Raw genomic sequence first — 26,410 nt, forward strand, 5'->3', positions numbered from 1 at the left:
CGGTTTTTCTTTTTCGACGCATCGGGCCTGGCTTGAACGACCGGCCCTTCATTGCGCGCGACATTGTAATCGAGTTCCGAACGGGCAGCAGCGAATGCAAGGCCGGCTACATCATCGTTCGTCTTGAAATGTTTTTTTGCCGTCCGTGGCGCGTCGGGCTGATCTGACAAAATCGCGCCGCGCAGGCCGGAGTCGAGCGCCGCATGCGCTGGTGTCGCCAAGGCAATGGGAGCAAGCGCAGAGCAGGCGAGGAGCAGATTGCGGACGTTCGACATGTGGGTACACCCGTGGCTGATCGCGGGTGAGCCTAAAGACGGCGATTTAACGTGTAGTTATCTTCTTGGCTAAAGTTGCGTAGACGTTCGATTCTTTTGAATTTTCGATCTGGGGAAATCCCGTAACCAGGGGCGCGAGAAGAAATCCGCGCGCGCGCTGCAAATCTTCGAACACTTGTCAGCGACAACACTTAAAGCCTTAAGCAAATCCTTCATCGCTTTTACGCTCTGTTCATGCGCCGCAACTAATGTCAGACATGCGTCGACGAGCGCGGCGCACCAGCGCAGATAACTGCTGAGCGAACATGGCGAAGACGGCACTGAATTCCCTCCCAAACGCCTGGCAGGACTGGATCATCGGCAATTTGGCGCGCGCCTGCGAGCCTGACGGCATGGCTGAGATTCTGGTGCGCGACGGCCAATTTGATCCGGCGCTTGCGCGCTTGGCGATCGAAGAGGCCAGCGACGGACGCATCAAGTCATCTCCCCTCGCGCTCACTGCCATGCCCGACATCGACACGCGTTCGAATTGCATTCGGACGTCCGATCGCGTCGTCGATGTCCTTCTGACGTTGACGTCTCCGCGCATCGTCCTGCTGGGAAATGTCCTCAGCGATGAGGAGGCCTCTGCTCTGACGGCGTATTGCCAGTCGCGTCTCGAACGCTCACCGGTCGTCAATGACGATGATGGAACGATTCAGCAGCATCAAAGTCGAACCAGCCGCGGCGCTTTTATCCAACGGATGGAAACCGAACTCGTGGGCCGTGTCGAAGCGCGCCTCGCGCAGCTTGCGCGTTGGCCGGTCGATCACAGCGAAGGTCTGCAGATCCAACAATACGACGCGACCAATGAATATCGGCCGCATTTCGACTGGTTCGATCCGGAACTGCCCGGACCACGCAAGCACATGGAGCGCGGCGGGCAACGGCTTGCGACGTTCGTCATCTATTTAAGCGATGTCGAAAGCGGCGGCGCCACTGCCTTTCCGGAATTCGGCCTCGAAATCTGGCCCAAGAAGGGAAATGCCGTTTTCTTCCAGAATACCGACAGCCAGCATGTTCCTGACCGGCGCACGCTGCACGCCGGCACTCCGGTTGTGCGCGGCGTCAAAACCATCGCCAACAAATGGCTGCGTGAACGCACCTACTGAGAATTGCGTCCCCTGAGATGATCTCGACGCATCCCATGTGATGCCTCACCAGTCCGGCATGGTCGGGTTGGCGTAGCTGAACTGATTGGGAATATTGAGATTGGAAAAGGAGAACGACAGGCTGACGTCGAGCGACGTCACCTGATGCCACCAACCCAGCGGCAGAAAGACGGTTTCTCCCGCTTCGACGACGACTTCGAGCATCGTCACGTCGGCAAACAACGGGAAGCGCTTCAAATCCGGCTTGTCCACGTCGATGGGACTGAAGACACCGTTGAAGTTGTACAGCTTCGGAGTATCTAGCGGCGAAATGAACCGCCAGCGTTTGCGGCCGACCACCTGGGTGTGGAAAAGCATCAGCGTATCGTGATGCAGCGGCGTCACCGTTCCCGCCGGACCAAACCAGAACGATGACGAACGCGAAAGTTGCGCGCGATCGCAAATGGGCGGCAGGCTGCCAATGTCATCGAGCAACGGAGCAAACCCCGGCTGGCGCAGCGCCTCGTTGTTCGCCGTCATATAGTAGTCGTTGGTCGGACCACCCGAGACCACGCGATCAACGAAATCGCCGCACAGTTGCACCTCGCGATGATCGAGTTTGTTTTCTTCGTAGCGCGCGTCGGAATTCCGCTTGCACTGAATCTCGACGCTGAGGTGCCCGAAGTGCTGTTTCAGATAATTTGGCGACCAGCGTTTCATGGCAGGCCAGTCGGCGGTGAGACCGGTCAGCACCAATGGCCGACTGCCACGCACATAGCGCTCAACAAATTCGTCAGCTTCCACTTCGCCGCGCTTTTCAACCGTGGCGTAGCGTGGAGCGGACTCCCATAAGCGCTGCTGATTGGCGACAACCGATTCGAGCTTTCGCAATAATTCCTGATGCCTTCGCGCCGCGAGAAACACTGGATTGGATTCCATTTGCATGACGGAGATCTGGGCGTCGTGCGGATGGACACCCGCGGCCACCATCGTCGCGATGACTGATTCGGCCGTGCAGTCGCGCAGCCGGTTTTCGGCGATCCATTGGCGCCAGCCATCGTCGAGCGGACGATAGCTGACCGGCGGAGGAGGTGGCGTGAACTTGGCCAAGGGACGGTTCATCGATCGTTCTTCTCTCGCAACGAGTCGCGTTCGCAGGCGCAAATCGCGCCGGCGTCTCGCTACAAGTCTGGCTCTTTCTGATTAAGTTTTTCTTCAAGAGTCCCGCGAAACCGGCGTCACGCCCGCGAAAAGGCATGGGTCTCGAGGCTTAGTGTATTTTCAGGCCGCCCTTTTTTTGCGGCGGCGATAGGCGGCGACACCGGCAATGCCCGATCCAAAGATCAGCAAGGTCGTGGGCTCTGGTGCCTCTGTTACCACGGTGGGAGGCGTCGGTGTCGATGGTCCGTCGCCGGTCGGCACGTCAATGACCAATGGCGGAGGCGGCGGACACGAGCCAGTGCCACTCACCGGATCGGTGATGCCACCGCTTCCCGTCGAGCCGGACCTGTGTGACCCGTGTGTCGGCCGAGAGGGTCCGGTGTTGCGTATCACGGGCGCCACCTGGTCGATGGTGGTCGACTGGTCGATAGTGGTCGACGTTTTCGCCACCCGCGTGTGACGGCCTCTTGGTGGTGTCACCACCGGATCACTTACCGGAATGATCGGAGTTGTAGAGTCGGTACAGGTAACAGGCGGCGGTGTTCCCGTATCCCCTCCCGAGCGGGATCGCCGCCCATGAGTTGAACCGTGTTGACCAGTGGTTTGATGCACGGTGATCGTACCGTTATTTCCACCAGTCGAATGTGAGCCGTGAGGGGCAGCCAAGGTGCGGACAAGACCCGCTGAGGCCGGCGCAATCCACAACAACGCCGCGCACGCCGCCGCAAACGTCAAACAATTCCGGGGCTTCAAAATATCCACCAGACCTCACTCGCCCTAAATTTAGAGCATAAATCATGCCACCCCTTAACCTATTGATAAAGCGTGCAGCCTGCCACGGCACCCTCCCGAATTGGCGCGAATTTGTAAAATATTCTTACAATGGATCTGGCTCAGAACCGCGACTGGCCGATCTAACGCCAGGTCTCCAACAAGCGTTGAGCCTTCTCACGATCGGCAAAGTCTTCGTGCATCGCCACCGAGGACAACAGGGCTTTCGCATCCGCGCGCGCGCCATTGGCATCCAGCGCCAGGGCGAGATGATATGCGATCTCCGCGTCGTTGCCCTGCAATTGATGGGCCCGCCTTAGAGAAATCAGCGCCCCCTTGGGATCGGATCGACGCAGTTGCATGCAACCCAGCGTGTCCCAATAGTCGGGCGAAGTGGGCTGCAACTTCACTGCGCGCTTCGCGAGATCGAGAGCTCTGGCCGGCGCTTCGTCCACGACCAACCAGGAGAGATTGTTCAACGCCAGAGCATCGTCGGGATGCTCGCGTACCAATTGCTCATACTGCGCTCGCGCGCCCTTTAGATCGCCAAACCGCAACAGCAGGAGGGCATATTGTCGACGCGCCAAAAGATTGTCGCGGTGCTGCGCAATCCAGCTTCGCAAGCCCGCCAGCGCAACGTCCTTTCCGAGCGCTGCCAACGCCTCGCCGCCACCTAGTGCGATTGCGCGCGCGATATAGTTTTGCGCCTCTGTGGGACGCTTCGACATCAGATAGGCCCGCGCAAAAAGAACAGCGACGCGCGGGTCTTTGGAATCCTCTACCAGCGCCAAAGCATTAAGGGCGTACTGGGGACTCTTTTGGCGAAGTCGAATGTCGGCCAGTTCCAAACGCGGCTCAAGAAGACCCGGATTGGCAAAAACCGTGGCGCTCAATACCTTCGCCGCACTTTCCAGGAAGCCGGCTTCCAGCGCCATATTTGCGACGTTGACGGCAATCTCGACGTCGGATTGCAGAAACTCGCTCGGCAGCGCATGTGCTACGCCCCAGGCTCCCGTCATATTCCCGCGGCGCGCCAGAATGATCGCGCGATAATAGTTCGCAATCGCGAGATCGGGCTTCTGCGCCAGGATACGGTCGACTTCAGGCTTGGCGTCTTCGGTCATTCCGACGGACAGATAAACCTTGATACGTTCAAGCCGGGCAGCAAGGCTGCGCGGCTTTTCGGCGACCAGCTTTTCGGCGATAGCGAGCGCCCCAGCCTGGTCGTTCCGCTTCAAAGCGACGCCGCTCTTGAAGACGAGAGCACTGATATTGCCGGGTGCCAGAGCGAGGGCTTCGTCAACGAGCTTGTCGGCTTGGGCCCAATTCTCGTGCAGAAAGGCGATCCGCGCGGCAGCCATCAGGCCGTCGTAGTCGCGCCGGATTGCGAGAGAGCGTTGCATTGCCGTTTGAGCCGCGGCGTCATCTCCAAGCGCCTCCAGCGCCACGGCCCGTGCGCGCAGAATCGTTGCCGCCAGCGGACTGCGATCGGACGAGCTCGGATCCGCGTAGAGATCGAGCACGACCTGATTTTCGCCGCGCGCCAGCATGGCTTCGAAAAGAGGGCCCAGCACCAGATCGTCGGGCGCGCCCAAACTTCGGGCACGGCTGAGGGTATCTTCCGCATCGGCAAAGGCGCCGGCGCGGTTGAACGCAACGCCGAGTTCCATCAGCACGGTGGGATTTGTCGGTTCGATGCCGACCGCGAGCTTCAGGTCGGTCAGGGCGCGCCTGACATCGTCCTCGCGAAGCGCATTCCGCGCGTCGGCAATGAGGCCCACGACTTTAGGATTGGGCGAAGGTAGCGCACGCGCGGGCGTATTGCCGTAGGTGGCATCGACGGACTGCGTGAGAAGCGGCAGCACGCAAATTGTGAGCATGGCGCCGGCCATGAGTCGAAGCGATTTTCGCACGCCGCGCTCAGTGAGCCGCATGGGGGACGCACCGGACCGCGCATTCGTCAGCGATGAAAGGCGTCTTTTGAGCATGCGCACCAGGTTATCCCGGTCGAGGGTAACGAAAGTCTAGCCGGTTTGAAAAATCCGCGACAACCGTGCCATGGCCGCGGCGCATGCGGACGCAGCCTACGGACTCTGAGCGTTGGGGATTACGACTGTCGAACCTTGCGGCGCCGTACCAACGCCGCGCCGGCAAGTCCGCCGCCGAACAGCAATGCCGTCATGGGCTCAGGCGCGGCAACCCGAACGCCACCATTGAGGACAAAGACGCCTCCGTCGAGGAAGTCGATGCTTCCGCCGGCGACTGTGTCCTGCAGCGTCATGGTCAAATTGTAGGTTCCGTTACCCACGATGGGCGCAAAGAAAACAGAAACTGCATAATTGATGATCCCGCCGCTGCCGCCACCATCGGGAACGGTGAAGCTCCCAATGTTCGTGCCGTTGATGGCGACGATCACGTCTTCGCTGGCGCCATTCAGGTTATCGTCGACGTTGAAGTCGACTTTGAGCGAGTCGACTGATGTAACACCCGTCCCCGTGAAAGTCTGAGCGACATTGTCGCCTGCCGTGAACATGACGGCGCTGGCGCCGCCGGCGGGAATGAAGCCGGAGCCGTCGGCTGCGCTCGTATAAAGTGTCCCCGTGCCTGGGAACGGCAGCACGACTGTGCTCGCATCCGCCGCCGCCACTTGGAACAAGACGGCAAACCCAATGGCCGCTAGCGCGGTCCTGGATACGTTTGAGAATTTCATCTGGACCCACCCGCGCTCACCCCGCGCGACTATTGCACAAAAACGTCCGGCTCTGAATCACAATTTCGATCCAAAGGGATGGAACTTCTTCGTAGTCTATCCAAGGCGATGGGAACTCTTCCCGATAACTTCCGAACACTGTGCAAGGTTTCCGGTCCAAGCTAAGGTTGCAGGAAATTCGAAAAGGACGCGGCGAGGCCTTGTTCGGGGTGATCGATAGCGGTCGACACGAGCGCAAGGCTCGGACCTTCGCCTGCCTAAGCGCACTCGTGCTTGTCGCAGTCGCCCCGGCTCGCGCCGAATTTCCTCCCGAAGGCGCCGTCTCGGACCCGAACAATCCGTCAATTGCGGCCGGCGACTATCCGGATGCGGCGCACAAAACCGTCATGCATCACTACATCTTCTACTTCGATTGCGGAAAAAGAGACTGGATCGGCGTCTCGGTGGCGGGAACCAACGGAAAACCGTCGGCGCCGCCTCAGGCCATCGGCAGAGGGAAGGAATTTCCCTCCGGCCCTCCTCCCGGATCCAAGTACGTTGCCGGCAAACCCGACCGCGCGATAAATGCCGGCAGTGGTGGAACATTTGCGCTTCGACAAGGCGTCTGGTTCGACCTCAAGACGAACGAAGCCATGACGTCTCCCAAACTTTGTCCCGGTAGCGCCGGCGAACCGGACTCGGTGAAGCGCGCAAAGGATACGGGACAAGCTCTTCCGGGAACTCACGCTCCGGCAACGTCCGAGCCAGTTCCTCCGAAAGCTGATCAGCTGCCTCCAGCGCCACAATACATGCCCCATCAGGGGAATGACCGGAAGCTCTAGAGCAGAAGCTTCGTCGGGCAAGTCGAACTTTGGCAACGGAACCATGCCGTCCGAAAAAACGCCTCAGGCGCTCCACGAACGCATTCACTATCGACCCGACATTGACGGCCTTCGTGCGATCGCCGTCTTCATCGTGATTTTTTATCACTACGGAGTTTGGCCTTGGACCGGCGGGTTTGTCGGCGTCGACGTTTTCTTTGTGATCTCCGGCTACCTCATTTCGTCGATCATCTATCCTGAAGTCATCGGGCGGCGCTTCTCGATACTGGACTTTTATGCGCGGCGGATCAGGCGCATCTTTCCCGCGCTCGGCGCCACGCTCCTCTTCGCGGCGATCGCCGGCGCGATCACTCTCTTTCCCGAGGACCTCATCAAATTCGGTGAGAGTCTTTTCGCGACGGCCCTCTTCTCGTCGAACTTCGAGTTCTGGCGCGAGGCGAATTATTTCGACAGCTCAGCCATCTCAAAACCCTTGCTCCACACCTGGTCGCTCGCGGTCGAGGAGCAGTTTTATCTTTTCTTTCCACCCTTGTTACTCGCCATTCGATGGCTGCGACGCGTCGAGTCCGCAGCCCCGATCCTGGCGACGCTTGGCGCGGTGTCGCTTGCAATTGCTGTCGTCGTCTTGCGCACTTCTCCGACGGCCGCATTTTATCTTTTGCCCGCTCGGGCCTGGGAACCCCTGCTCGGCGCCTTCCTGCTGACGTCTGACTTGAAGCCACCAAATGCGCTGCTCGCGAACCTCTGCGCCGTCATGGGAATGATCGCAATCGGGTGGGCTGCGCTCGACTTCACAAGGTCCACTCCATTTCCCGGCTTGAGCGCGATCCTTCCGTGCGGAGGCACGGCGCTGCTCATTTTCGCCGGCTCGAACAGATCGTCACTCGTGAACGCAATTCTCAGTGCCCGGCCGTTGGTCGTCGGCGGGCTAATCTCATATTCTCTGTATCTCTGGCATTGGCCGCTGCTTGTGTTCGCGACATACGCGTCGTCGAACGGCATAACAGACCTCTCCAAAGCCCTCTTGATAGCTGCGTCTGTGGGGTACTCGCCTACGCGTCATGGCGATTTGTCGAGCGGCCGTTTCGCGGCAGAAGTGCGATTCTTTCTCGACGCGAATTGTTTTACGCCGCGGCGATTTCAACACTGGGCGTCGTCGCTCTCGGCGCGATTCTCGTCCTGACTCGCGGCCTTCCGGGCCGATATCCAAAGCCCGTCCAAGTCATTCTCGCCGCAGCCTCGGACTACCACGAGCCCACCAATTGCGAGCAGAAAGGGCAATTCAAAATTTGCCGGGTGGGGCCGACTTCGATCAAAGAGCCGGACATCCTCTTCTGGGGCGACTCGATTGCGAATTCCATGCTGCCCGCGATTGCCTCCGCCTTGGATAGAACACGGCAGAGCGCCTACTACTTCGAATTGAATGGCTGCCCGCCCCTTTTGGACATTAATCGCCCGAGCACGCCGGACTGCCGCGAATTCAACAGCAATGTCCTTCGGTTTGCCGTGCGTTCTAAGGTCCACACCGTTGTTTTGATTGCTCGCTGGGCGCTGGACGCCGAAGGGACGCACTATGGTGATGAACCCGGCGAATTCGTCAGTCTTCAAGACGCTCGGAACCAAGACCCGACTGCCAACAACCATCAACTTTTTCTGTTGGGTTTGACGCGCACAGTGAGCACACTCATCGATGCCCGCAAGCGTATTGTCCTGATGGGTTCAATTCCCGAAATCGGTCGCGCTGTTCCCTCCTTGTTGGCGAAGGAGCATCTTCTGGGAGGCGCCCGGTTCTCCGGTCCGACAGTCGCTGAGTTCGAGGACCGACAGCGCTTCGTCCGCCATACGATGAATGCACTTCACGCTCAGTTTGGTGTGACGGTCCTCGACCCTGCTTCGATTCTTTGTAAAACAACATGCAGTTTGGAGCTGAACGGTGAACCTCTCTACTCCGATAACCATCATCTGAGCACACGCGGAGCCAAGTTGATCGAGCCGCTTATGTTAAAGGCTATATCGCAGTAGCCGCCATTCGATTCGCCAAAGGATTCCGATGACAGGCACCACCTTGACGACGACCGCCAGCCCCGAGATGACCATAGTCGAAGGCGCGCGCATCGACGGAAAATTGGCGACGCCGGAGACGCTGAGCGCACTTCAAGCCGGCGTTGTTGCGGGCGGCATTCTCTCGCTTCCTTCTGGGAAGATCATTGGGACGACCGAGATCAAAGTCTCCAGCACCCTGATCGGCGCGGGATCGGGCCAGACGATCCTGGATGCCATGGGCATCCCGGTCACAAGCAATCAGGGAATTCTGTTCGTATCCGTACCAGGTGTGGCAATTTCCAATTTGGCGATCGCCAACGCATCGGTTTCGGACTTGATCGGGGGCAACGCTGCCGGCGTCTACGCGGGACCAGGCACATCCATCAAACTTTCAAATGTCGAGATCTTTAACTGCCAAGACGGTGTTCGCACACTTCGTTCGGAGGTTGAGATCGATGGCGGTTACATCCACGAGAACGGCAGCGGCACCGGACAAACGCACAATATATATGTCAGCGGACATCCAACGGCGTTCTTCAGAATGACGAACCTCACCACGGCGTCGTGCAAGGGCGGGCATGAGGTGAAGAGCCGTGCCATGCATACGATTTCATTCGGCTGTCATCACCTGACCGGCGGCGAAGGCGCAGCCTATGACATCTCCGACGGCGGACAGCTCAGCATATCGAACGGCAGCATGACGTTGCCGAAAGAGGCAGCAAACCAAAACTTCATCGCCTATGCCATGGAGAGCACCAAAAACATCGAGGTCGGCAATATCGTGACCATCACGAATGAGATCTTTCATGATGGGACGAAAACGGGCGGGATGATCCTGTCGGGTGACCCTGCCGCGACGCTCATTCTCTCCGGCTGCACATACACAGGTCCGCTGCCTCCGCGTCTCAAAGGCTGGGGCAGCGTCAGCGGCCAGTTTACAAAACAGCAGAGCTGATCCGCCGCCGAGAACGCGCCTAAGGACGCCGCGCGTTTACCAAACTCATTTACTAGCAATTCTGATTCTGCTCGCCAGCGCTCGCCGTCTCTCGCTACATGGGCGCCGACTTGCGTACGTCCGTTGCTCATAATGGTTAACCCTGAGGCTCAAATGCGTCCTCTGAATGCCGTTCTGAAAGCCACCGCAGCATTCGGCCTTGTTCTGCCGTTGATGGTCGCACTGCCGGCAGCGGCATCCGGCGGCAATGGCAGTTCTTCGTCGCCGCCTACGCACACATCGAACGGTTCGACCGGCGGAACCAACAATCACGGCAATCACGGCCATTCGAACGGCGGCTCCACAGGCGGCTCTCAAGGTGGAACAGGCGGTTCGTGTGGCAGCACGGGGACTGGTGGCGCAACCGGCGGCTCGACGGGTCACACGAACCACAGCCATTCCGGCGGCGGCAGCACGAACGGACCCTCCCACGGCCACGGCAACCATGGCGGGACAAACACCGGGAGCAACTCGGGTTCCACCGGCAACTCCGGAACAGGAACGACCGGCACCGGCAACTCGGGCAACTGCGGAACTGGCGGCGCGGGCAATGACGGCAACGGCTCGTCGGGCAACTCCGGCTCCAACAACGACGGCAATGGCGGGAATTCCGGCGGCGATCAGGGAGCCGGCAATGGCGGCGGCTCGAATGGCGACCAAGGCGGCGGTTCCAACGGCGGACAGAACAATGGTTCCAACGGCGGTCAGAACGGTGGCTCGAATGACGGCGGCGGTGCGGACAACGGTCAAAACGGCGGAACGAACGGCGATACCGGCAACGGCGTCAACGATCCGAACGGAGGCTGTTCGCTGAACAATCCGGCCGCATGCGACACAAACGGCCCCACCGGGGGTGATCAGGGCTGCAGCGGCGTCTCCTGCGATGCGCCGTCAGCCAACCCGAACCTGGTGTCCGTGCCGGAGCCCGCGACGCTGACGCTTTTTGGCGCCGGCATCGCCGCTATGGCAGCAAGGCGCAAGCTTCGTCGGCAAACGCGCCGCTAAGCCCGGCTCCAAGTTACGAATACCCGACAAATCGGCTCCTTCCACTCGACGTAGCGTCACCCTTTCCCGCATGCGGAAGCGATGGCGGGCTTCGTTGGCCCCCGCTACAGTCGCGGCAAAGAAATTCGTGGAAAGGAACTACCTATGTCGCTCAATTTCGAAATCCCCGCCGAAGCCAAGGCCATGCGCGAAAGGGTGCGCCAATGGGTCCATGACGAATGCATTCCGGCGGAGAAGAAGCTGCTCGCCGGCGCCGACTACAAGGAGACGCTGGCAGCGCTGCGCAAGAAGGCCCGCGCCCAGGGCCTGTGGTGCCCGTTCATTCCGAAAGAGCATGGCGGCATGGGGCTCGGCCCGCTCGCCAATGCGCTCGTGCAGATGGAACTTGGGGAAAGCTATCTCGGTGCCTTGTCGATGAACACGCAAGGTCCCGACGACGCGACCATGCTCACGCTCCTGCAGAACGGCACGGACTACCAAAAAGAGAAATTCCTCAAGCCGCTGCTGAACGGTGAAAAGCGCATTTGCTATTCGATGACGGAAAAAGCGGCCGGAGCGGATGCAACCGGCATGCAGACGCGGGCCGAGAAGAAGGGCAACGACACTTACGTTCTGAATGGCGAGAAGTGGTTTTCGAGTGCGGCGAGCGTCGCCGACATTGCATTGGTGATGGCAAAGACCGATCCGGATGCACCGCGCCACCAGCAGTTCAGCACGTTCCTCGTGGAGCTGCCGAACCCCGGCTACAAGATCAAGCGCAATATCAAGACAATGGGAATCGAGGGACCGCTGTCGCACATTCTGGGTGGCGGTCACGCGGAAATCGAAATCTCAAACCTCGAAGTGCCGGCGGACAATATTCTGGGCGGCGTCGGCAATGGCTTCAACATGGGCCAGCATCGCCTCGCCTATGGCCGACTGCGTCACGGCATGCACAACGTCGCGATGGCGCAACGCGCGCTAGACATGGCGGTCAAGCATGTCACGAGCCGCAGCACATTCGGCAAGCCATTGTCGGAACGCCAGGGCGTGCAATTCATGCTCGCCGACTGTGCCAGCGAGCTCTACATCGCGCGGCTCATGCTGATGCACATCGCCTACAAGGCGGAGAAGGGATTGGATCTGCGTCAGGAGAACGGGATCGCCAAGGTGTTCCTCGCCCACATGGTGCACAAGGTTGTCGACACCGCGATCCAGCTGCATGGCGCGCTCGGCTATAGCATGGATACGCCGCTCGCGGCCTGGTACACACACATCCGTTCGCAGCGCCTGGTTGATGGACCTGACGAGGTGCACCGCTGGACCACGGGCCGTAACGTCATCAAGGCTTACAAACAATTCGGGACGACTGCATCGGCGGCGGGCGGCGATCTGCTCTAAGATCGGATGCGCGGCGCCCTCTGACGGGCGCCGGCGCCATCCGGAGCCGGCCGGGAATGCAGTTTGCTTTTGCGACTGAAGCGGACGTCCGCGCCCTTCTCGGAGCGGCCAGGAAACACGCGCGCGAAACCGGACCCGGGCTGGCGTCCGCACTTCTCCTGCATGGGCTCCTCGTCGCGCTGATCATCCTGATGCACATGCAGTTCGCTGCGCCGGCGCGACCAACCGCGCTGAGCGTCGTTCCCGTTGACGTCGTGCAATTCGGAGAAGAAACCACGTCTCCGCCCGCAACCTTGAAGTCCGTCGTGCCGCAACAGAAGCGCGTTCCGACCAGGAAGCAGGAGGAGGCAAGTCCGGTGCCACCGGAAGGCACTTCGCCGAACGGCACAAAGCCCGCGCCGCTCGACAATCTCGACGCCAAATTGCGCGCGCTCGCCCGACTGAGGCAGCCGGATACTGCGCCGCGCGTGATCGACAATTCGGGACAATCCGACGTGACCTCGACCAGCGACGCCGCGGCTGCCGGAGACCAGGCCGCCTACAGCGTGCGCGACTTCGTGCGTCAGCAGGTCGTGCGGCACTGGAGCCTCGATCTCCACACCCTTGGCGCTCGCCGATTTCAGATTGCGATACGTGTCGTGATGACGCGCGACGGCAAAATCGAGAAGGCGGAAATCATCGACAAGGAGCGCTATCGCACCGATGCCGTCTTTCGCGACATCGCGCTCAGCGCCCGCAACGCCGTTCTGCTTTCCTCGCCGGTGCCGCTTCCTGCCGGAAACTATGCCGAGGTGATGGACATGGTATTGAACTTCAATCCACGCGACGCGCTGCAATAGGCGTCAGGGAAGCGTGCGCGCCACCCGGAAGCCCGCCAGGCTGGAATAGTCGTAGGCGCTCTTCTCGCCGCCACCTGCGGTTCGCGCGGCAGAGCGAACAAAAATGGGGACATTGTCGAACGAACCGCCGCGCAAGACATGCTTGCCGCAATCATCGCCGAGCCAGGCGCGGCCATCCGCCGGCGCGCCGACATAGCTTTTGTGCCAGCAATCGGCGGTCCACTGCCAGGCATTGCCGAGCATGCCGTAAAGGCCGAATGGATTGGGGGCGAAGCCATCGACGTCTGTCAGGACGCGGTCGTCGGACTTGCTGCCGCAGCCATTGCAGTTCGCATTGTCGGAGCCGATGGAATTTCCCCACCAGCGCGCCGTCGCTGTGCCCCCGCGCGCGGCATATTCCCATTCCGCTTCGCTCGGCAGCCGGTACGGGCCGGCGCCGCGCCCACGCGACGGATTGGCTGCACGCACCTTGGCGTTCAGCCAGGCGATATAGGCTTGGGCATCTTTCCAGCTGACACAGGTCGCGGGCCAAGTCGGAGGCTCCGCGTCGGAACGCGGATAGGCGCGCCCGTTGCCGGGCGATTGCCAGCCAAGCGTCAGCGTTTCATTGCACGGCGCCGGCTGATAGGCGCTCTCGCGCAGGAAGATGAGAAACTCTGCCGTCGTGACATCGAATTTGCCCAAGGCGAACGCGCGAATGGCGACGCGATGCTCGGGCCCTTCCGCATCGAAGCGGCCAGGCTCGCTCGCGGGGCTGCCCATCACGAACGTGCCTGCCGGGATGCCGACCATCAGCGGACAGTCCGGACACTCGCGAAACTCTCGGTCCTTGTGCTCCTCGGCAGCGACGGGAAAGCCGATGAAAATGGCGAGGAGAAGGACCAGGAGCGAGGCGCGATGGTGCAGTGACATTGGGAGCGATGGTTGGTGCTGACGAACCCTAGGTACAGGTTGCGAGTATCGCAAGACGATCACGACAGCGTGCGTTCAAGGAAGCAGGAGCGCTTCGCCCACCAGATCCTGGAGCAGCTTCGTCCGCGGATAAGGCGTACCCGTGTATTGCCGGAAGCCCTCCGCATAGGTGACGCCGAACATGTTGCCACGCTTGGCGGCCCACTTCTTCATGGAGAGCATGTAATCGTCGATGCCGTGCTGCTTCAGAACCCAGTTGCGTTGGCTCGCATGCGCGGCGAGCATCCGGGATTTCGTCTCGAACTTCGCCGTGATGTCGACGCCGAAATCGGGTGTGACGCGGATGCCGGAGCGGTCGCGGCCTTCGATCGGATCCATGAAGTAGAGATGGGGAATGGCTGCGAGGGCGGCCGCCGGCCCGGTCTCGTAGTTCGGTACCGAGGAGGCAAAGAGCGCATCGCGCACCAACATGCTCGTCGCCTCATGATCGGGATGATAGTCGACTGGCGAAGCGGTGATGACGATGTCCGGCCGGGCTGCGCGCACGAGTTCGGTCGTGCGGCGTCGCGCTTGATCGTCATTGAAGACGCAAAGATCGCCGAACCCCGCACAGAGATAGTCGGCGCCGATGATGACGGCTGCTGCCGCCGCCTCTTGCTTTCGCACGCGTGCGGTCTCGGCCAAATCCATCTCGACCGAGCCGCAATCCCCGGCGGTCATCGTGACGATGGTGACGTGGTTGCCGCCTTCCGCCAGCAAGGCAAGCGTGCCGGCGCCAAGGACTTCAACATCGTCGGGGTGGGCGTGGACCGCCAAAATGCGTTTCATGGCCCATCATTGCCAAGGACCGTTGGACGCGCAAACCGGCGAAAGAAACCCCAACAACGCGCTGGCTCTTGCGCGATGAGCCGCAAACGCGCTCTAAGCCGCTGCAGAGATCCAACAAAGGTTCTGTTTGATGAACGCGAAACTTGCCCTTGCGACCCTGGCATTTGCCACGTTGATGAGTGGATTCAACACACAAACGAAGGCTGACATGACGTATGATCTGACCCCGCAGTCCAACCAGAAATTCCTCGCCGAGAATGCGCGACAACCCGGCGTCGTTACCACGGCAAGCGGCCTTCAATACAAGGTCTTGACCGCGGGTCACGGCAAACAGATCCACGGGCCTGATGACACCGTGACCGTGACCTACAAAGGCTGGACGATCGACGGCCACGTCTTCGACCAGACAGAGTCCGGCCGCACCGCAAGCTTTCCCGCCGGCCGGCTCATCCGCGGCTGGGTTGAGGCGTTGAAGCTCATGCATGAGGGCGACGAGTGGCAACTCGTGATTCCTTCGAAGCTCGGCTACGGAGAAGCGGGTGCCGGCGCTGACATCGGACCCAACCAGACACTCGTCTTCGACATGAAGCTGATTTCCGTCGCGCACACGGGCCATTAATGGCGGCCGGTTTCAACATTGGCGGCGTGCCCATCAAAGGGCGCGTTCTGACTGCGCCGATGACGGGCGTTTCCGATCTCCCATTCCGTCGCGCAGCGTCGCGGCTCGGCGCACCCTATGTCGCAACCGAGATGGTGGCCTGCGAATTGTTTGCGCGCGGCCGACCCGATGTCGTGCGCCGAGCCGCCGTCGGCGAAGGCTTGCCGCTGACGGTGATCCAACTCGTCGGTCGCGAGGCGCGGTGGTTGGCGCATGGGGCAAAGATGGCGGAAGCGGCCGGCGCAGACATCATCGACATCAACATGGGTTGTCCGGCTAAGGAGGTGACGGGCGCGCTTTCCGGTTCGGCCCTGATGCGCGACCTTGACGAGGCCGAGCGCTTGATTGCCGCGGTCGTGAACGCAACGCGGCGGCCGGTGAGCCTCAAGATGCGGCTTGGCTGGGATGAGCGGACCAGGAACGCACCGGAACTCGCGGTTCGCGCCGAGCGTGCCGGCGTGCAAGCGATCACCGTGCATGGCCGCACCCGCAATCAATTCTACAGCGGAATAGCCGACTGGCGCTCCGTGGCAGACGTGAAGGCAGCGACGCGGCTGCCGGTGATCGTCAACGGCGATATCGTGGATGCGCATTCGGCGCGCCAGGCTCTGCAGGCTTCAGGCGCGGACGCGATCATGATCGGCCGCGGCGCCTACGGCCGACCCTGGATCGCGGCGGCTCTCGACAAGGCGTTGTCGGAGGGCCGAGCGCTGGTCGAGCCGAGCCTTGCAACCAGATTTGGCATCGTACTGGAGCACTTTCGCGACAGCCTCAAGTTTCACGGCGATCTGCATGGCGTGAGGATCTTTCGCAAGCATCTCGGCTGGTATGTCGAGCGCGCGCCCTATCCCTTGAGCGCTGCGCTGAGACGTGCCGCCAAGTCGCGTCTATGCCGTCTGACCTCGCCCAGAGAGATCGAGTCCGAACTCATCGCGCTGTGGTCCGGCGCCGAATGCGCACTCGCGGCCTGACGTGGCTGCCTTCGTCTATGTCCTATTGAGCGTGCGAAAGCCGGCGAGAACCTATGTTGGCTGGACACTCGACCTGGAGCGGCGTCTCGAGCAGCACAACGTGGGTTCAGGCGCCAGAACGACGCGCGGCAGTCAGTGGATCTTGGTCTATGCGGAGCGCTACCGCACGCGCAATGCCGCGATGCGCCGCGAAGTTTTCCTGAAGCGAGACCGCCAGTTTCGCAAACTGTTGCGCCTGCGCTAACCGCGGCCGACGAAAGGCATCTTCGTCGCCATCACGGTCATGGATAGCACATTCGCGTCAAGCGGCAGGCTTGCCATGTAGAGCACGGCCCGCGCCACGGCCTCGACATCCATGGTCGGCTCCGGCTCGAGCATACCGTTGGCTTGCGGCACACCCTTCGCCATGCGCGCCGTCATCGGCGTCGCCGCGTTACCAATGTCGATCTGGCCGCAGGCGATGTCGAAGGCGCGCCCGTCGAGCGCTGTCGCCTTGGTCAGGCCCGTGATCGCGTGTTTTGTCGCCGTGTAGGGCGCGGAGTTGGGCCGCGGGGCGTGTGCGGAGATCGATCCATTATTGATGATGCGTCCGCCGCGCGGCGTTTGCGACTTCATCATGCGCAGCGCCGCCTGCGTGCAGAGAAAAGGGCCTGTCAGGTTGGTGTCGACGACCGCTTGCCACTGCGCCAGCGTGAGCGTCTCCATCGCCACGGGTGGCGCGCCCGTGCCCGCATTGTTGAACAGCAGATCCAGCCGGCCGAATTCTTCCTGCGTGCGCTCGAACAGCGCCGCGACCGACTTGGCATCGGTGACGTCGGTCGGAACTGCCAGCATCGACTTTCCTGGCGCGAGCGAGACGGTTTCGTTCAATGCACCGAGGCGGCGGCCGGCGAGCATTACGGCGTAATCGACACCGGCAAGTGCCAGCGCCACCGCCCGACCGATGCCGCTCCCTCCTCCGGTTACGATCGCCACCTTTTGCATTTTGACCCTCTCAGCGCGGTTCCGACGATAGCGAGATGTGCGGTTGTGCCGTGGAAACCGCCGACAGGATTGGTGCCTCCGCAAGCGCTGCATCGCGCGCATCGAGCTCAGCACGCACACCGGCATGACGGTCGGCATCGAGTTTCCAGCCGACGACGCAAAGCCCACCCAACATGACGAAGACGATGGGCCCCGACAGAAACACCCATTCGAGGCCGTTCAACGCTTGCGCGGTATTGTGGGCGCCTTCGGCCGCGTTATAGCCGACGCGTGAGAGCAGGATGAAGGTGACGCTGATCGCGGCCGCGGCGGCGATCTTCGAGGCGAAGGTCAGGACGGCATAGAGCAAACTGATCCGCTCCTTGCCCTGATGGAGTCGGATTTCGTCGCCGACATCGGCCATCATGGCGTTGATCATCAACCCGAAGCCTGCCGCCATGAATCCGCACCACAGCATTACCGGGACCGCTGCCAGAACATTGCCCACGGGAATCACGAAAACCGAGAATAGTCCGAGCGAAAAAGCCGTGGTGGTGGCGATCAAGGTTTGGTGCTTTCCAAATCGTGACGCGGCGCGCGCCGTCAGCGGCGCACCGATCACGCCCGCCAGGATATAGATCAGCAGAAGAATCGTGGCCTGCTGCGTGCTGAAGCCGCGCACATCCTTGAAATAGAAAAGATACATCGCACTCATCCAACCCGGTCCGAGCGTCAACGCCATCTGGCAAAGAAAGAGACGAATGACCTCCGGCTTGCGCGCGATGTCGAGATAGTCGACCAGCGCGAATTGCGGATGCGTATCCTTGCTGATGCGCTCCGGTGTTCGCCATACTGTCAGCCCGACCGAGATCGGTGCGACCAGGATGACGAACCAGCCCATCGCCTGAACGCCCTGGGCGTTGCTGAAACCGAGTGCCGGAGCAACGATCGGAATGAGCAACGTGATGACGCCCGCAGCCACGCCCACCGCGGTCAGGATTCCGAACACGCGCGAACGCTCGTGATATTGCGTCGCCAGCGTTGCACCCCAGGCATACTGCGACAGCGTCAGGATGGAATTGCCGATATAAAGCACGAAGAGCCAGACCAGCAGATAGAACGCGCCGATGCCTTTCGGCGCCATGAAGAGCATGTAGACGGCAAGCATCACAACGGGCACGCCGGAGCCGAGCCAGGCGCGATAACGGCCAAGCGGAGTGCGCGTCCGATCCATCATGTGGCCGAGGACCGGATCGACGAACAGATCGACGATCCGAACCATGGCCCAGGTCCCGCTGATCGCTGTCAGCGCGACGCCGAGATGACCCGCGAGATAGGGCGGCAGGTAGACGAAAAGCGCAACGCCCAGCGCGGAAACCGGAAACGTCGCAACCGAGAACGTGACCACCGAGACGAGCGAGAGTCTTTGCGCGACCGTTCCTGCACTTTTCATAGTGTCCTCAGCTGCCCAACTTGCGTCAGCAATTCAGCGGCGAATTGCGAAAGCGTGTCGTCGCGCGCGCCCATCACAACGATACGGTCGCCAGGTTGCGCCAGTTCGACGAGGCGGCGGCCCAATTCTGCACGATCGGAATAGACATGGGCAGCGCGGCCGCGGGCCGCAACTCCCTTGATGATGTCGATGCTCGAGACGCTGCGGTCTGTGGTACCGCCGAAATAGACCGGCTCCGGCATCAGCAATATGTCATCTGCGAGCAAATTGGCGGCAAAACAGTCGATCAGTGCATCCTTCATCAGCCGCAGTGGCCCAAAGCCATGCGGCTGGAACATGACAAGCAGGCGGCCCGCGAAGTCGTGCAAAGTAGAGAGCGTGGCTGCGATCTTGTCGGGATTGTGCGCGAAGTCGTCGATCACGGTCACGCCGCCCGCGCTGCCGACAATTTCGAGCCTGCGGCGAACACCGCTGAACTCTCCCAGTGCAAAGACGGATTCGGCGAGCGTCACGCCGGCCGCGCGCGCAGCGCCGATCGCAGCCAGCGCATTCGAGACATTGTGCCGCCCCGGCACGCGAAGCCTCACCTTCTCCGGTTTCGCGGCGTTGCGCTCGCTCACCTCGAATGCGATGCCGTCCGGCAATGGTTCGATCGCGCTTGCCAGGAGATCAGCCTTCGCATTGCTGAGGCTGTAGGTCAGAGAAAGTTTTGCCGCGCGCCCGGCGGTTAACGCTGCTGTCTCGGCATTGTCGAGGTTGAGGATCGCGAGCTCCGATCTGGCGACAAAGCCGCGGAAAAGTTCGCGCAGCTCCGCCATTGCCTTATGGTCCAGGGCAATGTTGTTCAGGACCGCCACGCGCGGGCTGAACCAGGCGATCGAGCCGTCGCTTTCATCGACCTCGCTGACGAAGAGATCGCTCTTGCCGACAAGGGCGCTGGCAAATGGCGCCTTGGGCGAGATGAAGTTCTTCATCACCGCGCCGTTCATCACAGTCGGATCGCGGCCTCTGGCGTGCAGGATCCAACCGAGCATTGCCGTTGTCGTCGACTTGCCGCTGGTGCCGGCGACGCCGATCGCGTTGGGTGCGCCATTGAAAAGTTCGGCGAGCAGCGCCGCGCGCAGCATCAGCTTGGCGCCCTTTTGCCGCGCGGCCATGACATCCGGAACAGTTTCTTCGACCGCCGATGAGGTCACGACGATCATCTCGCCGGTGATCCCCGATCCATCCTGGGCGAACAATTCGATGCCATTGGCGCGCAGATAATCGAACTTCTCACTGAGGCGGCCTTGGTCGAGCGCACGGTCGGAGCCCATGACCCTTGCGCCGCGCGCACGCAGGATGAGGGCCAGCGGCAGCATTCCGCTTCCGCCGATGCCGCACAGGAAATAAGGCCTGTCTGGATTCATCAGCGGACGCTATAAGCCGTTTTGCGACGTGACAAGCGACGGGACACATGCGCGACGGCAAGGTGAAAATCGCGGTGGTTGCGCCCGCCTCGCGTCTGGAACCGGAGACGGCCGAGCGTGTCCAGGAAATCGCGCGGACGGCGTATCCGGGCGTCAAGCTTGTCTTTCATCCGCAATGTTTCCTTGCGAGCGGTCACTTTGCCGGCGACGACGAGACGCGGATGAATGCCTTCGTCGAGGTCGCCAACGATGAGGCTTTCTCCGCCGTTTGGTTCGCCCGCGGCGGCTATGGCAGCGGACGCATCGCCGAAGGCGTGCTTGAGCGCCTGCACGCCGCCGCGCGTCGCAAGCTCTATCTTGGTTACAGCGACGGCGCCTTCCTGCTGGCGGGGCTTTATCGCCACGGCTATCACGCCGCTCACGGACCCATTCCGCATGACGTCAGGCGCGTCGGCGGCGAAGACGCCGTCAAGCGCGCCCTGTCCTTTCTGGCGGACCGCGATGCCGCTGCGCTCGAGCCGACGATCGACGGCAAGCATCCGACCGCAGCGTTCAACATGACGATTCTGAGCCATCTGATCGGCACCAGGCTCATGCCCGATCTCTCCAACCATGTGCTGATGCTGGAAGAAGTCTCCGAACATCTCTATGCCATCGACCGTTCGCTGGTTCATATCGTGAGCGACGAAACCCTAAGGCGCGCCGCCGGCGTGCGGCTCGGACGCTGCAGCGACATTCCGTCCAACGATCCGGAATTCGGCCAGACTCCCGAACAAATCATGCAGCATTGGTGCACGGTGGCCGGCATCCCTTATCTCGGTCGCGGCGACATCGGCCACGATGCCGAGAACAAGATCGTGCCGTTCGGATTTCTGAAGGACATGCCGGGCTAGTTTCCCGAGACCGAGTCAACCTGGCCGAATAGCTCTTCCAGCTTCGCCAGCGTCTTCGACGCCAGCGCGCCGCGATTGATGGATGCGACGTTCTCCTTCAGATGTTCGATCTTGCCCGTGCCGGTGAGAACGATGTGAATTCCGGGCTCGTGGCGGCAGAAGCGGTAGGCGGCATCGACGATGCCGTCCGTGTCCGTCTTCAGAAACCCGAGCGGATCGGTGGCATCGAGCTTGCTGCGATCGAGCTGGCCGGCTTTCTCGATCGTATCGAGCGCCTCTTTGAGACCCTCGGGACTGCTGAGCGCGCGGCGCACCGCGAACATGTTCTGCACGCCGACACCGTGCGCCTGCGTCAGGCGCAGCACGTTTCGGCGCGCCGAGGGATTGAGCAGATTGAAGCCGACCATCACGACGTCCCAGACACCGCTCGGCACCGCCGCGGACAGCATCCGGTGGTCGGTATCGGCGCCGAAATGTTCGGTGATGCCGAGGAACAGGATCTTGCCCTGTTCGCGCGCCCTAAGAAGCGCCGGCACAATCTCGGCGCCGACATAGTCGAGCTGCGCCGCGACGATGCCGTGCAAGTTGTAGACATCGACATAGTCGGTGCCGAGCCTGGACAAGCTTTTGTCGAGATGTTCGAGCACCTGTGCACCCGTGAACGGCCCGGCGTTGGGATCGGTCCAGGAGGCGATGCCGGTCTTGGTCGAGATGATGACCTTGTCACGCCGGCCGCGTACCGCTTCGCCCACGATCTTCTCGGTGCCATAGGCGGCGGCGGTGTCGATGAAGTTGATGCCGAGATCGAGCGCGGCCCTGACGACATCGGCGCTTTGCGCGAGCGTGTTGCCGTAGGTTTGGCCAAGCCGGCTATGGCCGCCGCAGCCGAGACCCGCGACGCTGACATTGAGTCCGGTCCGGCCGAGAATTTTGTAATGCATAGGCTTTGCTCCCGGCTGGGAGCTTAGCGCAACCGGCGCACGAGCCAAGGTGCTGCGTCTTCAGCCCGCGCCGCAGCCTTGCAGGCAGGAACCGTCGACAGCCATGCAGCCGCAATCGCAGAATTCGCGCCTCAGCCGCTCGAGATGGAGTTCGAGCGCGGTGCGCACGATCTGGTGCCGCGTGACATTCTTTTTGACCGCGGCAATGCCCAGCTTTTCGAACTCCGAAGCAGAGAGTGTCACCACCATGCGATGCGGCTTGGGCGCCGGCGCTTCGGCCGACGTGTCGTTCGATACGAGCGGCGGAAGCGACTTCTCCTCGGACCAATGGAGCGACGGCTTGGCTGCGAGCGCCGAAGGCACTGCATCGCCCTTGCGAGCCAACAGGCTCGACGTCACCGGCATGAATCGTGGTTGGCTCACCTTGTACCTCGGTTGCTAATTGCGATCTTGCGCGCGGCGCCCAAAAGGATGGGTCCGTCGTTCCACGCCGCCAAATGTCGCAAAGTTCGTGCGCCGCTCGCCAAGCGCGCGGCGCTCGCGGATCGGTGCCGTTTCCGCCGCCGGTTCCGGGACAGCAACGGGTTCGGGCACGCTGTTCGCTTCCGGACCTGTCTCGACTGGCTCTTCGGTCAGCGACGTCAGCGCCTCGATCGAGAGATCGGGCCGCACATCGGGCAGGAACTTGGTGTCGTGCGTGAGACGCGAGAGCCTGTCCTGCAGATACGTCCAAAGATCGCGCACTTCCTTGGCGGACTGCGACTTCGGCATCACCTCGCCGACCGAGCGCCCATCGACCATGCTGGCGGCGAAGTCGACGCGATGATGCAGCGTGATCGGCGCGACCGTGCCGTGTTGCGACAAAGCGACCGCGGTTTCGCCGGTGATGCGCGCGCGCGCCGTCGCGCCGTTCATGACGAAGACGAGCGGCTTGCCGTGACGCTCGGCAATGTCGACCGTGGCGCCAACGGAGCGCAGATCGTGCGGGCTGGGCCGCGTCGGGATGACCACGAGATCGGCATGCGCCACGACTTGCGAGATCGAATCGGTCACCGCCGGCGGCGTATCGACGACGGCGAGCTTGATGCCGCCCTTGCGCAGCTCTTCGAGCGCTTCGCCCAATTGCATGAGATGGACTTTGGCAAAGTGCGGCGAGGTCGCCTCGCGCGCGTTCCACCAATGCGAGAGGCTGCCCTGCGGGTCGGTGTCGATCAGCGCCACCGGGCCGATGTTCGCCTTGTCCGCCTCCACTGCGAGATGGCCTGACAGAGTCGTCTTGCCCGAGCCCCCCTTTTGCGAGGCCATCACGAGAACATGCATTGGTCCCTTTCGGCGGATGATCCCGCGCCGACACAGAATTGCCAGCCATTAGAGCGATCACGCGTTACATCACGCTGAACCGGGAGCATGACATTTGGCTTGTATTTTCGTCGAACTGTCGCAAGTCCCGCGCCGGAACACCTCGAGGGACGTTTGACGGTCGCATGGTCCAGCTTGAGACACCGGCCGCCCGAACTTATCCTCACAAAAGTCGCGTAAGAAACGCTCTAGCCCCTGCGATTGTTGGCTTTATTCGTTTTCGACTTTGTCATACCCCTCCCCCGTCAGCTCCAGCGTCATCGCCCGTGCCTGAATCTAATTTCATCCTCCTTCACCATGAGAGAAAGAGATAGGAGCGGGACAGCGTCACGGGAATGCGGATAAGTGGGGCGCTCGCGAATAAATACGCGAGAGAGAATTCAATGCCTTGCTACAAAAGACGCTGGGTTAGCGGAAAAACTTATCCAACGCTCATCTTTCGACAAAGTCAGGATGAGGTTGGTGTTCTTTTCCCGTTTACGGGAAATGGCTAAATCAGCACCGCCTGCGTCTTGGCGGCGATCTCCTCGCGTGTCACGCCAGGCGCGATCTGGGCCAGGTGCAAGCCGCCCTTGACCACGTCGAAGACGCCGAGATTGGTGATGATGCGATCGACGCAGGCCTTCCCTGTCAACGGCAAGGTGCATTCCTTGAGCAGTTTGGAATTGCCCGCCTTGTCGGTGTGATCCATCGTCACGATACAGCGCTTCACGCCGGCGACGAGATCCATCGCGCCGCCCATGCCCTTCACCAATTTGCCGGGCACCATCCAGTTGGCGAGGTCGCCGGCTTGCGACACCTCCATCGCGCCCAGGATCGAAAGATCGATGTGCCCGCCCCGGATCATCGCGAAACTGTCGGCCGAGGAGAAATAAGACGTGCGGTCGAGTTCGGTGATCGTCTGCTTGCCGGCGTTGATGAGATCGGGATCGACTTCGTTCTCGCGCGGGAACGGACCCATGCCCAGCATGCCGTTCTCCGACTGCAGCGTGACGTCCATGCCGGCGGGAATGTAGTTCGCGACCAGCGTCGGAATGCCGATGCCGAGATTGACGTAGAATCCGTCGCGCAATTCGCGCGCCGCGAGCCTTGCCATGTCGTCGCGTGTCCAAGCCATCACGCGGTCTCCCTGATGGTCCGTTTCTCGATGCGCTTTTCGTAATCGTGGCCGACGACGATGCGTTGCACGAAGATGCCCGGTGTGTGGATCCCATCGGCATCGAGTTTTCCGACCGGCACCAGCTCTTCGACCTCCGCAACCGTGACCTTTCCGGCCGTCGCCATCATCGGATTGAAGTTGCGCGCCGTCTTGCGGAAAACGAGATTGCCCTGGGCGTCGCCCTTCCACGCCTTGACGATCGAAAGATCGGCGACAAGCCCACGCTCGAGAATATAGGTCTCGCCGTCGAACTCCTTATGCTCCTTGCCTTCGGCAATCAGCGTGCCGACGCCCGTCTTGGTGTAGAAGCCCGGAATACCCGCGCCCCCGGCGCGGATGCGTTCCGCCAGCGTGCCTTGCGGATTGAACTCGAGCTCCAGTTCCTTGGCGAGATATTGCCGCTCGAAGGTCTCGTTCTCGCCGACATAGGACGAGACCATCTTCTTGATCTGGCGCGTCTGCAGCAGAAGCCCGAGCCCGAAATCATCGACCCCGGCATTGTTCGAGATCACGGTGAGGTTCTTCACGCCGGACCCTTGCAAGGCGGCGATCAATTTCTCCGGAATGCCGCAAAGCCCGAAGCCCCCCGACATGATCGTCATGCCGTCGAAGAGAAGCCCGTCGAGCGCCGATTTGGGATCGGGATAGACCTTGTTCATGTCGGACCTGCTGTTGGATGACACGACTATAGCTTGAGTATCGCCGAAGCGCGCCCGTTATTCCGACCAGGAGAAGCCGCCGCGAATGATTCTGGGCGCCGCCCGGCTCACAATGGGGATCGGATCGGCGCTCTCGGTCGTGGCAACCGGCTCGTTGAAGAGATTGTCGCCGGCGAGGTAGGCGGAAAGTCCCTGCCACAGGCGATAGGAGATCCGCGCATCGACGGTCGTGGCGGAGCCAAGGTCGAGCGTGTTCTGATCGTCGGCGAAGCGCGTACTTTCGTGGCGCATATCCGCCGTGATCGTCAGGTCCTCGAGGGGCGTGGCGCGAAACCCGCCGGTCAACGTCAAGCGCGGGGCCTGGGCCGGACGTTTTCCCGTCAGCTGCGGTGCGGCGGTGCCGCCGCGCACTTCGGCATCGACATAATCCAGCCCGGCCTGGAAGACGAGCCAGTCGGTCGCCTGCCAGTGCGCTTCGGTCTCTATGCCGACCGCGTCGATGTTGCCGGCATTCTGCCGTTGGATGAGAAGTCCGCCGGCCGGCACCATGCCCAGCCCCGGAACAATCAGCGGACCATGCCCGACCGTGACGTTGGTGATCGCACCATGCAGCTGATTGTAGAATCCCGTCACGTCCCAGCCGAATGTCTCTGCCGTCTGACCGAAGCCGATTTCGGCGCCGTAAATTTTCTCCGGCGACAGATCCGGATTGGCTTCGGTGATGTTGTTGCCAAGGCGGAAGGGCCGGAAGAGTTCGTTCAAGCTCGGCGCGCGAAAGCCGGCTTAGGCGGCGGAGCGCACATAGAGGCCCTGTTCGAGGTCGCGGCGTACGCCGAGCCGCGCCGTCGGTACGATGCCGCTCTTCGAGGGCGTGTGTTGATTGACCGAGACGATGCCGGTCGCGAGCGCCGTCTGGATCAGGTGACCACCCGTCGAAGCCCATTGATCGCCGCGGACACCGGCCGTGAGCAACCAGTCGTCGAAGCGGGTCGCGACTTCGGCATAGAGACCGCCGACGGCGGTCTTTCCGCCACTGACGCGACGTTGCGTGAAGTGGCCGGCCGAGAGCAGGAAAT

At 61.4% G+C, this 26,410-nt stretch carries 28 protein-coding genes and 1 pseudogene; 12 read left to right on the forward strand and 17 right to left on the reverse strand.

Annotated elements, in window-relative coordinates; all coding sequences use genetic code 11:
- Positions 1 to 275: hypothetical protein (locus VN623_RS13325; protein WP_325571685.1), on the reverse strand; the 275-nt coding region annotated here is incomplete at its 3' end.
- Between the two features lie 305 nt (positions 276 to 580).
- On the opposite strand from VN623_RS13325, the gene VN623_RS13330 reads away from it, so the two are divergent.
- Entirely contained in the window at positions 581 to 1,426 is an 846-nt protein-coding gene (locus tag VN623_RS13330; RefSeq protein ID WP_325571687.1) for a 2OG-Fe(II) oxygenase, read from the forward strand.
- Positions 1,427 to 1,471: 45 nt separating this feature from the next.
- Here VN623_RS13330 and VN623_RS13335 read toward each other — a convergent pair whose 3' ends face one another.
- The 4 genes from VN623_RS13335 to VN623_RS13350 form a co-directional block, all read right to left on the reverse strand.
- Positions 1,472 to 2,527: a cupin-like domain-containing protein gene (locus tag VN623_RS13335; RefSeq protein ID WP_325571689.1), complete on the reverse strand. Its 1,056-nt coding sequence runs from the start codon at positions 2,525 to 2,527 to the stop codon at positions 1,472 to 1,474.
- A gap of 159 nt (positions 2,528 to 2,686) precedes the next feature.
- Positions 2,687 to 3,016, reverse strand: coding sequence for a PEP-CTERM sorting domain-containing protein (locus VN623_RS13340; protein ID WP_325571691.1), 330 nt, complete (start codon positions 3,014 to 3,016; stop codon positions 2,687 to 2,689).
- 464 nt (positions 3,017 to 3,480) lie between these two features.
- Positions 3,481 to 5,229 (reverse strand): tetratricopeptide repeat protein, encoded by a 1,749-nt coding sequence (locus VN623_RS13345; protein WP_325571693.1) that lies wholly within the window; start codon positions 5,227 to 5,229, stop codon positions 3,481 to 3,483.
- Between the two features lie 215 nt (positions 5,230 to 5,444).
- Positions 5,445 to 6,047: a PEP-CTERM sorting domain-containing protein gene (locus VN623_RS13350; RefSeq protein ID WP_325571695.1), complete on the reverse strand. Its 603-nt coding sequence runs from the start codon at positions 6,045 to 6,047 to the stop codon at positions 5,445 to 5,447.
- A 269-nt stretch (positions 6,048 to 6,316) separates the two neighbouring features.
- On the opposite strand from VN623_RS13350, the gene VN623_RS13355 reads away from it, so the two are divergent.
- The 7 genes from VN623_RS13355 to VN623_RS13385 all read left to right on the forward strand — a co-directional run bounded on the left by VN623_RS13355 (position 6,317) and on the right by VN623_RS13385 (position 13,129).
- Positions 6,317 to 6,868, forward strand: coding sequence for a hypothetical protein (locus tag VN623_RS13355; protein ID WP_325571696.1), 552 nt, complete (start codon positions 6,317 to 6,319; stop codon positions 6,866 to 6,868).
- A gap of 43 nt (positions 6,869 to 6,911) precedes the next feature.
- Positions 6,912 to 8,051: an acyltransferase gene (locus VN623_RS13360; protein ID WP_325571698.1), complete on the forward strand. Its 1,140-nt coding sequence runs from the start codon at positions 6,912 to 6,914 to the stop codon at positions 8,049 to 8,051.
- Positions 7,988 to 8,890 (forward strand): SGNH hydrolase domain-containing protein, encoded by a 903-nt coding sequence (locus VN623_RS13365; protein WP_325571700.1) that lies wholly within the window; start codon positions 7,988 to 7,990, stop codon positions 8,888 to 8,890. The genes VN623_RS13360 and VN623_RS13365 overlap by 64 nt, the downstream gene beginning before the upstream one ends.
- Before the next feature lie 28 nt (positions 8,891 to 8,918).
- Positions 8,919 to 9,866, forward strand: a complete 948-nt coding sequence (locus VN623_RS13370; protein ID WP_325571701.1) for a hypothetical protein — start codon at positions 8,919 to 8,921, stop codon at positions 9,864 to 9,866.
- Positions 9,867 to 10,019: 153 nt separating this feature from the next.
- On the forward strand, positions 10,020 to 10,910 hold the full coding sequence (locus VN623_RS13375) for a PEP-CTERM sorting domain-containing protein (RefSeq protein ID WP_325571703.1): 891 nt from the start codon (positions 10,020 to 10,022) through the stop codon (positions 10,908 to 10,910).
- Between the two features lie 144 nt (positions 10,911 to 11,054).
- Complete coding sequence (locus tag VN623_RS13380) at positions 11,055 to 12,290, forward strand: acyl-CoA dehydrogenase family protein (RefSeq protein ID WP_325571705.1); 1,236 nt, start codon at positions 11,055 to 11,057, stop codon at positions 12,288 to 12,290.
- Between the two features lie 56 nt (positions 12,291 to 12,346).
- Positions 12,347 to 13,129, forward strand: a complete 783-nt coding sequence (locus VN623_RS13385; protein ID WP_325571707.1) for a hypothetical protein — start codon at positions 12,347 to 12,349, stop codon at positions 13,127 to 13,129.
- A gap of 3 nt (positions 13,130 to 13,132) precedes the next feature.
- Here VN623_RS13385 and VN623_RS13390 read toward each other — a convergent pair whose 3' ends face one another.
- On the reverse strand, positions 13,133 to 14,041 hold the full coding sequence (locus VN623_RS13390; RefSeq protein ID WP_325571709.1) for a formylglycine-generating enzyme family protein: 909 nt from the start codon (positions 14,039 to 14,041) through the stop codon (positions 13,133 to 13,135).
- 75 nt (positions 14,042 to 14,116) lie between these two features.
- Entirely contained in the window at positions 14,117 to 14,869 is a 753-nt protein-coding gene (locus tag VN623_RS13395; RefSeq protein WP_325571711.1) for a PIG-L deacetylase family protein, read from the reverse strand.
- A 130-nt stretch (positions 14,870 to 14,999) separates the two neighbouring features.
- Here VN623_RS13395 and VN623_RS13400 point away from each other — a divergent pair, with 130 nt between their 5' ends.
- From VN623_RS13400 to VN623_RS13410, 3 genes are read left to right on the forward strand one after another with little or no spacing between them, the layout of a single operon-like run.
- Positions 15,000 to 15,488, forward strand: coding sequence for an FKBP-type peptidyl-prolyl cis-trans isomerase (locus tag VN623_RS13400; RefSeq protein ID WP_325571713.1), 489 nt, complete (start codon positions 15,000 to 15,002; stop codon positions 15,486 to 15,488).
- The gene (dusB, locus tag VN623_RS13405; protein WP_325571715.1) at positions 15,488 to 16,498 is read left to right on the forward strand and encodes a tRNA dihydrouridine synthase DusB; all 1,011 of its coding nucleotides are present in this window, start codon (positions 15,488 to 15,490) and stop codon (positions 16,496 to 16,498) included. Before VN623_RS13400 ends, dusB begins: the two co-directional genes overlap by 1 nt.
- 1 nt (position 16,499) lies before the next feature.
- Entirely contained in the window at positions 16,500 to 16,742 is a 243-nt protein-coding gene (locus tag VN623_RS13410) for a GIY-YIG nuclease family protein (protein WP_325571717.1), read from the forward strand.
- Here the strand turns inward: VN623_RS13410 and VN623_RS13415 are convergent.
- The 3 genes from VN623_RS13415 to VN623_RS13425 are packed head-to-tail and all read right to left on the reverse strand — an operon-like array spanning position 16,739 to position 20,323.
- A complete protein-coding gene (locus VN623_RS13415; RefSeq protein WP_325571719.1) occupies positions 16,739 to 17,482 on the reverse strand; it encodes an SDR family oxidoreductase in 744 nt (247 codons plus the stop codon). The genes VN623_RS13410 and VN623_RS13415 overlap by 4 nt on opposite strands.
- Before the next feature lie 10 nt (positions 17,483 to 17,492).
- Positions 17,493 to 18,914 carry an MFS transporter gene (locus VN623_RS13420; protein WP_325571721.1) on the reverse strand — a complete coding sequence of 474 codons (1,422 nt, stop codon included), beginning with the start codon at positions 18,912 to 18,914 and terminating at the stop codon, positions 17,493 to 17,495.
- Positions 18,911 to 20,323, reverse strand: a complete 1,413-nt coding sequence (locus tag VN623_RS13425) for a UDP-N-acetylmuramate--L-alanine ligase (protein WP_325571723.1) — start codon at positions 20,321 to 20,323, stop codon at positions 18,911 to 18,913. Before VN623_RS13425 ends, VN623_RS13420 begins: the two co-directional genes overlap by 4 nt.
- Before the next feature lie 47 nt (positions 20,324 to 20,370).
- On the opposite strand from VN623_RS13425, the gene VN623_RS13430 reads away from it, so the two are divergent.
- Entirely contained in the window at positions 20,371 to 21,216 is an 846-nt protein-coding gene (locus VN623_RS13430) for an LD-carboxypeptidase (RefSeq protein ID WP_325571724.1), read from the forward strand.
- Here VN623_RS13430 and VN623_RS13435 read toward each other — a convergent pair.
- The 7 genes and pseudogenes from VN623_RS13435 to VN623_RS13465 form a co-directional block, all read right to left on the reverse strand.
- Positions 21,213 to 22,157 carry an aldo/keto reductase gene (locus VN623_RS13435; RefSeq protein WP_325571726.1) on the reverse strand — a complete coding sequence of 315 codons (945 nt, stop codon included), beginning with the start codon at positions 22,155 to 22,157 and terminating at the stop codon, positions 21,213 to 21,215. The genes VN623_RS13430 and VN623_RS13435 overlap by 4 nt on opposite strands.
- Positions 22,158 to 22,217: 60 nt before the next feature.
- Positions 22,218 to 22,580, reverse strand: coding sequence for a hypothetical protein (locus VN623_RS13440; protein WP_325571728.1), 363 nt, complete (start codon positions 22,578 to 22,580; stop codon positions 22,218 to 22,220).
- 15 nt (positions 22,581 to 22,595) lie between these two features.
- A complete protein-coding gene (locus VN623_RS13445) occupies positions 22,596 to 23,477 on the reverse strand; it encodes a ParA family protein (protein WP_325571730.1) in 882 nt (293 codons plus the stop codon).
- Between the two features lie 529 nt (positions 23,478 to 24,006).
- Positions 24,007 to 24,633: a CoA transferase subunit B gene (locus tag VN623_RS13450; protein ID WP_325571732.1), complete on the reverse strand. Its 627-nt coding sequence runs from the start codon at positions 24,631 to 24,633 to the stop codon at positions 24,007 to 24,009.
- Entirely contained in the window at positions 24,633 to 25,334 is a 702-nt protein-coding gene (locus tag VN623_RS13455; protein WP_325571734.1) for a CoA transferase subunit A, read from the reverse strand. The genes VN623_RS13450 and VN623_RS13455 overlap by 1 nt, the downstream gene beginning before the upstream one ends.
- A gap of 57 nt (positions 25,335 to 25,391) precedes the next feature.
- A pseudogene (locus VN623_RS13460) lies at positions 25,392 to 26,102 on the reverse strand (TonB-dependent receptor domain-containing protein); the annotation flags it as partial.
- Positions 26,103 to 26,117: 15 nt separating this feature from the next.
- Positions 26,118 to 26,410 (reverse strand): hypothetical protein (locus VN623_RS13465; RefSeq protein ID WP_325571736.1); only part of this gene is annotated, 293 nt, incomplete at its 5' end.

Source organism: Hyphomicrobium sp., assembly GCF_035572195.1.
Classification (GTDB): Bacteria; Pseudomonadota; Alphaproteobacteria; order Rhizobiales; family Hyphomicrobiaceae; genus Hyphomicrobium_B.